Origin of the sequence: Psychrobacter sp. ANT_H3 (assembly GCF_027919975.1) — a bacterium.
GTDB lineage: Bacteria > Pseudomonadota > Gammaproteobacteria > Pseudomonadales > Moraxellaceae > Psychrobacter > Psychrobacter maritimus.
The window spans coordinates 1-7866 of sequence record NZ_JAQISM010000036.1 but is presented as its reverse complement, the minus strand read 5'-3'; the positions used below and the strand labels follow the sequence as shown (position 1 = coordinate 7866).

8 protein-coding genes and 2 pseudogenes are annotated in these 7866 nt (G+C 36.7%); 5 read left to right on the top strand and 5 right to left on the bottom strand.

What is annotated here, in order from left to right:
* The first annotated feature begins 153 nt into the window (after positions 1 to 153).
* Positions 154 to 582 (top strand): PaaI family thioesterase, encoded by a 429-nt coding sequence (locus PG901_RS13250; protein WP_191690772.1) that lies wholly within the window; start codon positions 154 to 156, stop codon positions 580 to 582.
* 558 nt (positions 583 to 1140) lie between these two features.
* Here the strand turns inward: PG901_RS13250 and PG901_RS13750 are convergent.
* Both PG901_RS13750 and PG901_RS13245 read right to left on the bottom strand, forming a co-directional pair.
* Positions 1141 to 1365, bottom strand: coding sequence for a TdeIII family type II restriction endonuclease (locus PG901_RS13750; RefSeq protein ID WP_102077605.1), 225 nt, complete (start codon positions 1363 to 1365; stop codon positions 1141 to 1143).
* Between the two features lie 242 nt (positions 1366 to 1607).
* Positions 1608 to 2438: a cation transporter gene (locus tag PG901_RS13245; protein WP_087814222.1), complete on the bottom strand. Its 831-nt coding sequence runs from the start codon at positions 2436 to 2438 to the stop codon at positions 1608 to 1610.
* A gap of 76 nt (positions 2439 to 2514) precedes the next feature.
* Here PG901_RS13245 and PG901_RS13745 point away from each other — a divergent pair, with 76 nt between their 5' ends.
* From PG901_RS13745 to PG901_RS13235, 3 genes and pseudogenes are all read left to right on the top strand, one after another.
* Complete coding sequence (locus PG901_RS13745) at positions 2515 to 2631, top strand: transposase-like zinc-binding domain-containing protein (protein WP_442966924.1); 117 nt, start codon at positions 2515 to 2517, stop codon at positions 2629 to 2631.
* Positions 2618 to 2764: pseudogene (locus PG901_RS13740) on the top strand (IS1 family transposase); the annotation flags it as partial. The gene PG901_RS13745 and the pseudogene PG901_RS13740, both read left to right, overlap by 14 nt.
* 218 nt (positions 2765 to 2982) lie before the next feature.
* Positions 2983 to 4146: a zinc-dependent alcohol dehydrogenase gene (locus tag PG901_RS13235; protein WP_271134683.1), complete on the top strand. Its 1164-nt coding sequence runs from the start codon at positions 2983 to 2985 to the stop codon at positions 4144 to 4146.
* A gap of 760 nt (positions 4147 to 4906) precedes the next feature.
* On the opposite strand, the gene PG901_RS13230 is transcribed toward PG901_RS13235, so the two are convergent.
* On the bottom strand, positions 4907 to 5392 hold the full coding sequence (locus PG901_RS13230) for a hypothetical protein (RefSeq protein WP_271134682.1): 486 nt from the start codon (positions 5390 to 5392) through the stop codon (positions 4907 to 4909).
* A gap of 266 nt (positions 5393 to 5658) precedes the next feature.
* Complete coding sequence (locus PG901_RS13225; protein WP_271134681.1) at positions 5659 to 6072, bottom strand: surface-adhesin E family protein; 414 nt, start codon at positions 6070 to 6072, stop codon at positions 5659 to 5661.
* Positions 6073 to 6832: 760 nt separating this feature from the next.
* On the opposite strand from PG901_RS13225, the gene PG901_RS13220 reads away from it, so the two are divergent.
* A complete protein-coding gene (locus PG901_RS13220; RefSeq protein ID WP_144296423.1) occupies positions 6833 to 7423 on the top strand; it encodes a recombinase family protein in 591 nt (196 codons plus the stop codon).
* Between the two features lie 253 nt (positions 7424 to 7676).
* Here the strand turns inward: PG901_RS13220 and PG901_RS13215 are convergent.
* Positions 7677 to 7866: pseudogene (locus tag PG901_RS13215) on the bottom strand (DMT family transporter); the annotation flags it as partial.

Below are 7866 nucleotides of genomic sequence, written 5' to 3'. Positions count from 1 at the left end.
TAACCTATCAATAGACTATACATCTCAGCAAACCGTCAAGGACTTTAAAACTAGTGCTCTGAACTAAAACGGTTCTATAACTTTTTATCGTAGTAAGGTGGAAAGTTAGGATAGAATAGAGGTACCAATAACAGTTAGATTAAAGGAAGCCCTATGTCAGCAACCAAGGAAGAGATAGCTGAGTTCATGAAGTCTGAGTTCCCTCAAGCAAAGTACAAGATTGAGGCAGTAAATAGCAGTGGGTCAATTTTATCCCATGATATCAGTTTAGATGATTTGAGACCTGGAGGTACTGTATCGGGACCTGTAATGATGGGAATTGCTGATGTGGCTCTTTATGTGGCTATCTTAGGTAGAATTGGCATAGTACCATTAGCAGTAACCACGAGTCTAACTATCAACTTTTTACGTAAACCAACTGCAAAATCACTCATTATTGCTGAGTGCAAACTGCTAAAAGTTGGAAGAAGTCTAGTCGTAGGTGAGGTTTCTTTATACTCAGATGGATCTGACGAATTAGTTGCCCATGTTGTGGGAACCTACTCAGTACCACCAACCAAGAACAAGTCTGAAAATATGTAAAAGATATCAAATTAAAGCCCTTTGCTCAAATCCTAGTGAAATAGATCAGGCGTCTTTACTGGTATAGTTCTCTAGTGAGGACTAGAATCTTTGGCTGTGGGCTAAGAAATAGTCCCAGTGTACTTACCATACAAATTTTATTTGTGATCGGTGCGCTACACAGACTGTAATACTCAGCATGAGTATTACAGTCTGTGTATGTGATAGCGTAGGTCAGCATTATAATATTAAGCTTATATAACTATAGAATAGATACTTCTAGCCAATACGCAGGGGTTTTCCCTCTAGAAGCTTGAGAGCGTGGCTGAAGAATACGCAATTCATATTTACCTGAATATGGGAGCGTGTAATAACCTTGGTTATCTAGTTTAGAGGAATACTCTCCTACGTTAACAGAGTCTGCTAGATTCTTATGGAATAAATAAGAATCTACATTCCCTCCCGCTATTTTGACATAAAGCCTTTGGTTTTTTTTAGCGTAAAATGTATAGGAATCATAGAGCCTTTCCTAAATTTCGTGTAAGTACTTCTACAATCTAAATGATAGTTACACACTTTTTAGGAAAGGCTCTTTAAAGCCTTCTCGATATCTTCTTTAGACTCAGCACCGACCTCTCTAAAAATATCAACCATATCATTGAGTGAAAATTGACCACCTGACACAAGCTGCCATAATTCGTCACCTACTAACAGATCTTGGCGGTCATAAAAGTTGCCCCAACGCTTATAATTATTATCCGTTCTCGACTCAGGGTTATAAGGAATGGCGATGTAGGTTTGAATTTTATTAGTGTCCTAAATTAGTTGACCACCACCAGATTCTTATCAAAGACTTCATCATCTATTATTCGCCAAACGGCAACTTGCTGATGGTCTTTGGTGGTGACTAGATTTAAAGTTTGTTCAATCATTGCTTGAGGTCTCATATCCTTATGATGTTTATTTGCTTCAAACCCAGTTACTTTACACTTAGCGGTTTAATTAAGCTACTTACTTGAGCTATTTGCTTCAGTTATTAGGCTTGGCTACTTACTCAACTTCAATATTCTAAAGGCGCCCTGAATAACTAAAGCAAATACGATGCTACCAATAATCAAATCAGGCGTACTAGAGTGTAACCAATTAACCAAAATTCCTGCAACAATTACCCCTAAATTGATAATCACATCGTTTGAAGTGAAAATCATACTGGCTTGCATATGGGCTTCTTCTTTGCTTTTCGATTTTTGTAGTAAATAGAGGCAAATCGAGTTTGCAATTAGCGCAAGAATCGATATGACTATCATGGTAGAAAAGTCAGGTAACTGCTCATTGCCAAAGAAACGTCTTAGTACTTCTAAAAAACCAAGAATCGCTAGCGTAATTTGAAAATATCCGGCAATTCTAGCAATCCGTTTTTTCTTAATGACCGTTCCACCGACCGCAAATAAGCTAATTCCGTACACGAAGCTATCTGCTAACATATCTAAGCTGTCGGCGACCAACCCCATCGAACGAGAAATCAGTCCCGTGCTCATTTCAATAATAAAGAAAGCAAAGTTAATGACCAGCACTATCCATAGTAGCTTTCTTTGCTCAGCATCTTTTTTGTGACTAGAGTCAGCATCAATTTTAAAATTATTGTTGGGATCAGAGGGGTCAATGGTTTCGGTCGAGAGTAGGGTGTCTCCTAATTTTAGGTCATGAATAGCAGTCTCTATCCCTTCTATATTGTCATGATGAAACACAGTTAATTGACGGTTAGGAATGTCGAACTCAAGATGTTCAATATTCGAGTGGCCCTCTAATTTCATTCGGATTAGGTTTTCCTCCGAAGGGCAGTCCATCTTCGATATTTTAAAAGTTGTTTTATTCATAGCTACATTTATATCCGGGTGGTGGTTCAAAAAGTAGGCTGGAAAAAAACAGGCTGAGAAATTGATAAATAGTGAAATGCAAATGACACTATACATCAAATGCCCAGCCTGTCTAAGTGACAATATAAAGAAAAATGGTTTCAAAAGCTATGGTAAGCGAAACTATAAATACAAAGACTACAAAAGGCATTGAAGGTAATAATTGCACTATCAGACATCGAGTAAGGCGAGCATTTAGGCGAAGTTGTAACTTTTCTAAAAAGCTGGAAAATCACTTTAAAGCCTTTGATTTAGCTTTCTTTTACATCAATCATGGGTATGTCTAATGTTAGCCTACTTTTTGAACCACCACCCAATTTTTTACTTACAACACGCAACCTTTTTAACACACGTTAATTATAAATCTCGATTTTCAAGGTGCTAATATAATTGAGTAATACTTAACTTAGTTAACATAAACCACTGATTCTAATAACTTTCATCTTGTATTATCACAGATTATTGTTTATCGAGATTCTGCAAGCTTTACTTAATTGGAGAAATTATGCGTGCTTTAACCTACCACGGTGCTAAAGATGTGCGAGTGGACAATGTCCCAGAGCCTAAACTGCAAGAAAAAGATGATGTTATTTTACGTGTGACTGCAACTGCAATTTGTGGCTCAGATTTACACTTATATCGTGGCAAAATACCTGCAACCGAGGAAGGCGATATCTTCGGTCATGAGTTTATGGGTGTGGTTGAAGAAGTAGGCCCTGAAGTCACTGCTGTTAAAAAAGGCGACAGAGTTGTTATTCCTTTTGTTATTGCATGTGGTAACTGCTTTTTCTGTCAGCATGACCTAATGTCTGCTTGTGAGACTACAAATACAGGCCCAGGCGCTGCTCTTAATAAAAAAATAATTCCGCCACCGGCTGCTTTATTTGGTTTTAGCCATTTATATGGTGGGATTCCTGGTGGACAAGCAGAATTTGTACGGGTTCCTAAAGGTAATTTTAATCCGTTCAAAGTACCTGGCTCACTGTCAGATGAGAAGGTTTTATTTTTATCAGATATTTTACCGACTGCTTGGCAGGCCGTGACTAATGCCAATATTACTAAAGGTTCAACCGTAGCTATTTATGGTGCGGGTCCTGTTGGGTTATTATCAGCAGCTTGTGCCAAAATGTTAGGCGCTGAGCAGATCTTCGTGGTAGATCATAATGACTACCGTTTGCAGTATGCCAAAGATACGTACGGGGCTATTCCGGTTAATTTCGATAAGGTAGATGCTGCTGAATTCATCATTGAACAGACCAAAGGACATCGCGGCGTTGACGGCGTTATTGATGCGATTGGCTTTGAAGCCAAAGGTAGTATGCTAGAAACAATAATGACCAATTTGAAAATTGAAGGGTCAAGTGGTGCAGCTTTACGTCAATGTATTGCAGCTGTGCGTCGTGGCGGGGTCGTTAGTGTTCCTGGTGTGTATGCAGGACCCATTCATGGTTTCTTATTTGGTGACGCTTTTGATAAAGGGCTTACTTTCAAAATGGGCCAAACCCATGTACACAAGTATTTACCACAATTATTAGAGTATATTGAAAATGGTGATTTATCACCTGAAGCTATTATTACTCACCGTATGAATTTGTCTGACGCTGCTAAAGGTTATGAAATTTTCGAAAAGCGTGAAGAAGAATGTCGTAAAGTCATTTTAACTCCTTAATTTTTCAAATTTACCCTTAACTTTTAACATTTAAAGGTTAGGTCATAGCTGCTTTAACGAGATTATCCTAAATAATGGTTATCGCTAAAGCAGCTAGTAAAAAAATCTTTGACTTGCTTTTCTCTGCACACGGCAAAAAAATCACCCCCCAACCGATTTTCATGGGTTTAGGGATTAAAAAACTAACTAACTGTCTTAGATGGTCTTAAAGCTTAGAAGTGTAAAGCACAATAAACTTTCTTATATTTATCAGGATCATCTTTATTAGCTACAAACCCTCTGCTAACCAACTTTACCGAGTTAAATGTTTCACCTTCATCATTAGTTATCATAACAATCAAGTTTTGGTCCTCAAAACTTTGGAGTTCTTTAATCAGCTCTTTAATTGTCTTAGTTCTATCTTCCCATTGCACTATAATCTATTGTAAGTATACCTATGACAAACCAATTTCACTGGTTCGGTACCCTAGTGAGGACTTGAATCTTTGGCTGTGGGCTAATAGTATCAACGACTTTACTCACAAAACAGTTCCAGTGTACTTCGTGGTGTACCTGCCATACACATTCTATCCGTGAGTACGAATCCACTTTTTAAAGCCTGATTAAGAGCACAATTTAGTTTATGGTCTTAAATTTGTAGTTTGTGTTTTGTAGAGCTCATCCCAGATTCTGTGTAAGTATTGATCGGGAGTAAATAGCGGTTACACAGAATCTGGGATAGGCTCGACCATCTACTTAGATGTTCAGTTTTTAAATTAGTCTAGAATGTATTACATATAACTTGAGAACCAAATTGATTGCAAGAGGTAGTAGAGCTTTTGTTATAGGTTGGTGTATAAACTGGACGTTGATTGTTGATTTGATTATTACGTTTTTGTTCTTGGATTTCTCTATAATCAACCTGAATCGTTCCAGACATTTTTTGGCACTGAAAACGCAACTCTTGAGGATATGCCGCTGCTTCACGCTCATAATTACTCCTAGCATTAGAAGTCAGTACGCTCATTTTACTTTTATCTACGATCCTGTTTTTTACAACAAACCCCTCGTTAAACACAGACATAGCTTTAGCATGTGTCTCACCATCCATAAGACCTTGATACAAACACGTATCAAGCATTCCAAAAGCTGCGGCATAATTAACATACTCATCTTGAGTTAGTTCAGATTGAGATGATCCTGGAATAGTCGCACATCCTGTAAGAAACGATGATACTAGTACAGTTAACAAGGAAATATTTTTCATAGGTGACCTTAATAAACCATTTTTGAATAATGTTAATAAAAGGGAAAAAGCTAAAATCTTTTTATAAAACCAAACCAACTCGCAATATAGTTGGTTTGGTTTTTAACAGTGATTAAATTGAGTGCTTACAATGGTCTATTACCTAATCAAAAAGATTGATTAGACCTCAAGCGAGGCTTTCCTAAACTTTGTGTAAGTATCTCCATAAGCTGAATATGTAGTTACACAGTTTTTAGGAAGGGCTCGCTATTCGTGATATTTATACGCTATTTATTAAAACCTGCAATAGAACAGGTTTCGTCTAAAATATCACTAACTAATGTGTCTGGGTGAGCTACTCTATATGGCACGAATGATATACCTTTCTCGTAACGATCTATAACTCTTCCATTTAAGTCGTAAAATACAACAGCTAGTATAGAATAACTTCTATTTCTACAATTAATACCCCATTGTTGTCGACTAGAGTAAGCTGTTTTACCATTAACCTTAAAGTCCATCTTATTAGTTTTAAAAAAAGCAGTAACCATCTGATATTCTTTACTAGTAACATTCATAGAATCAGTATCTATATAATAAAAATCATTCTCTTGTTTATAGTTAGCTATTTCGACCCAGTTAGTAGCATTAGCTGCTATAGCGATTAAGAAAGTTAACGAACATGCAATTAGTTTTTTCATATCTACTACTTTATATAAACATAATATTTTTATTCTAGCATATACCCCAAGGAAACCAGTTATTTTACCTTTCAAACCTATTAACAGACTACTTAAAGCAGACTGTTAGCATGGAACCATCTATAACAGACTTTTGAATTATAAGACTGGCTGCTGTGCTTTTTTCCTATCATTAGCCTATAAGAAATTAATGCTAAGAAAGTGAACAACTATCTACAGACCATATTTTCTACTTTAATCATTGTAGATGACCTAGGGTACTGAATCATTTCACTAGTAGAGTAAATATCAGTACGTATAAGTTTATTAGTTACTCTATCGTAAGAATCCCTAGATAACGTTTGACGCGCACTATATTTACAGTCGTGCTTAAATCTTACGATTGAGTAACGGTCTTCTGAATCGTCATCTTTCATCGTATAGTAAGAAAAATCACCTTTTCTTTTTATAGAATCTCTATCGATATAATTTATATAACCTTTAGGTACGTATAATTTAATCCATGAATCAGCATTAGCTATTGGCATAAGTGTAAAAACTAACAGTAATATATATTTCATCATCGGTTACTCTTCTTAGTTGTCTGCTATTTTAGTGCATATAAAACAAGACACCACTATTAATAGACTATACCTAAAAAATAAAACCTCTAAACGATAATATATCTATCATTAGGCTTGTTATTAATGTTAAATGATAGTAATATCTTATTATTATCAATGAACATTGGTTATTAAGTCTAAATAATATAGGTGGCGTTATGACCGTTCGTATTTATGTGAGAGCCAGCACTAAGGATCAAGACGCTAAGAGAGCCTTGTCTGACTTGATTAGCTTTAGCCAAAGCTATAACGATAACCATGTTGAGTACGTTGAGCATTTCAGTGGTACAAAGCTCGATAGGCCAGTATTAGCTAAGCTATTAAAGGACGCTGATCAAGGCGATATTCTGCTGGTTGAAAGCGTGGACAGATTAAGCAGGCTATCTCAAGATGATTTTGCAATTCTAAAGCAGCGCATCAAAGACAAGGGCTTGCGATTGGTGGTGGCCGATCTACCAACCACACATACGGTAAGTAAGGGCATGACAGGTGAGATCCTAGCAGTGATTAACCATATGCTGATCGACTTGTTAGCAACGATGGCAAAGCTTGATAACGATAAGCGTAGAGAGCGTATTAAGCAGGGGTTAGCGAATAGTGGTTATAAGCCCACAGGTAAGAAAGCCAATACAGTGAAACATAATCGTATTAGAGAGTTGGCCAGTCAAAACAATATGACGAAAGAGGAGATTGCTAAGGCGGTTGGTGTTGGGGTGGCTACGGTTTATCGGGTGTTAAAGCAGGGCTAACAGCTGAATAGTTGAGGTATTTTAAATAACAGTTTGTCTTTTTTATAGACACGATACTATTAGATACATAAGAACCAACTTGGAAGTTTTTAATCATGCAACCGACTTATTATAGTGTTTAACAAGTAATCTACAGTTTCGTCAAGCATGAACCGATGTAAACGTTAAATAACATTTTAGTCTTATTCATAACTTTTATTATTTCTTATTATTTATGGCACATCAGCTTGATTAGGTTTTAAAAGCTATTATCCTACCCAGTTTTTTGTCTAAACCTCATAGATTCAAGAGTAGCAAGCCATATCAAAGGTAGGATAATCAGCGCAGAACCTATTAACAAAGTCATATTTGGTACTTCGTTAAACCATATGATTCCGACCACCACCGCTCCTAGTAAACCTGAGTATTCCGCACTAGAGACTTTGTACGCTTCAATGTGTCGG